The sequence below is a fragment of the Hydrocoleum sp. CS-953 genome, from assembly GCF_002260545.1.
GTDB lineage: Bacteria > Cyanobacteriota > Cyanobacteriia > Cyanobacteriales > Microcoleaceae > Trichodesmium.
Map to the genome: position 1 here is coordinate 1 of NZ_LGSU01000067.1, position 1867 is coordinate 1867.

The 1867-nt window shown below is 37.1% G+C and carries 2 protein-coding genes and 1 pseudogene; all 3 read left to right on the forward strand.

The features are described from left to right. Nucleotides 1-239 precede the first annotated feature (239 nt). Nucleotides 240-399: pseudogene (locus AFK68_RS00400) on the forward strand (IS630 family transposase); the annotation flags it as partial. A 742-nt stretch (nucleotides 400-1141) separates the two neighbouring features. Continuing rightward, on the forward strand, nucleotides 1142-1546 hold the full coding sequence (locus tag AFK68_RS37820) for a transposase (protein ID WP_210407147.1): 405 nt from the start codon (nucleotides 1142-1144) through the stop codon (nucleotides 1544-1546). Between the two features lie 22 nt (nucleotides 1547-1568). Then, entirely contained in the window at nucleotides 1569-1733 is a 165-nt protein-coding gene (locus AFK68_RS37825; protein WP_210407148.1) for a transposase, read from the forward strand. The last annotated feature ends 134 nt before the right edge of the window (nucleotides 1734-1867 follow it).

A 1867-nucleotide genomic window follows, 5' to 3' on the forward strand; every position in this document is an offset into this window, starting at 1 on the left:
TACTCCCCTACTCCCCTACTCCCCTACTCCCTAATGCACAGTTTTGGCTATGTCAGTCTAGTAGTGGACTGTTTCATCTAAAATGGTGCATTAGAATAGCCAGCCAAAAGTTACTCTTGCTAAGAATTGCCTTGGCGAAGCCTAGCGGCAGCTATATCGCTAAAATAAGCAATTAAGCAATCTGGACTGTTTGAGCTAAAATAGCCCCATAGAATAGTCAGCAATGGAGGACAATAGTTATGGGAAGAGGTCGGAGAGCTAAACTATATCTGACGGTAGAACAGTAAAGATAACCTAGAAAAAATCGCTCGAAATGGTTATGCACCAGCTAAAAAAATTCTACACGCTCAAATTCTTGTGATGTGTAATGAAGCCGTTACAACCAACAGAAACTGGACTATAATTAGGCATTACAATTAGGGTGATTAACTGTTGAATGAAAATTGTATAAAGTAGTTGCTATTTGTAGAAAAGTGTTGTAATATTAACAGGTAATAACTTAAGATGAATTATAGGGAGTGAATGCGACTGGTTGACAGACATATTATTAACCGAACACATCAGTATTGGCGGGTGTGTGATGAGTTAGCCTTTAAATCAAAAAACTTGTACAACCTGGCTAACTATTATTGTCGTCAACATTTTTTCAAGTGCTCAAAAAGTCTAGATTTAACCAAGCTATATCACGCCACCAAAAATAGCGATGCCTACAGAGCATTACCAACTAAAGTATCAAAACAAATAATCAAATGCTTGATTGCAACTTGGCGTGGTTATTTTCAGGCTATAAAAGAATGGTCAAAACNATTACCAACTAAAGTATCAAAACAAATAATCAAATGCTTGATTGCAACTTGGCGTGGTTATTTTCAGGCTATAAAAGAATGGTCAAAACGTCCAGAGAAGTTTTTGGGTAAGCCCAAAATACCCAAATATAAGAACAAAACCAAAGGTAGAAATGTAGTTATATATTCAAAGGAATCAGTCTATAAAGCCCCTTTGAAAAATGGTATTTGTCACTTATCAATGAGTGATATCAAAATACCTGTAGTTGTGGAAACTGTAGTTGAAGTCAGTTGGGGTACCTGCCACTGGTTGCTATATAATTGAAGTAGTATATGAAAAAACATCCCAACCACGGATGGAGTCCACATATGTAGCAGGAATAGATTTAGGAATTGACCGATTAGTTGCTCTAGCTACAAACAAGCCTGGTGTCAAACCTATGCTGGTTAATGGTCAGCCACTAAAAAGTGTCAATCAACTATATAACAAACGTAAAGCCAAGTACCAAAGTCATCTCAAAGGCAACAGAAAAACCAGTCGTAAGATTGAAGCATTGAGTTATCATAGAAATCGTTTTGTCGAGAATTATCTGCATAACACCAGTAAATTAGTGCTTGGGTATTTAACCACAAATAATATTGGTACTGTAGTCATAGGAAAAAATGATAATTGGAAACAAGGTGCAGATATAGGCAAAAAAAACAACCAAAATTTTACCCAAATACCACATGATAAGAAAGCCCAAGCAAATTACTTATAAATGTCAGCTAGCAGGAATCAAGGTGATTGAAACAGAGGAAAGGTATACAAGCAAAACATCTGCCCTTGACCTTGAGGAACCAATTAAACATGAAACTTATGGGGGTAAACGAGTCAAACGTGGTTTATTTTTGAGTGGAACTGGTATAGTCATTAATGCCGATGTTAATGGCAGTCTTCAAATATAAGACAAGAAATTCCCAGAGGCATTTACTGCCGTTTGCGTAGCATTCCGGAGGATGGGAATAGTGAGCTGCGCCGAGAGCGCCAGTATTGGTTAATCCAATATCAAGATAAAACCTGTCACGATTTTCTACAGTTT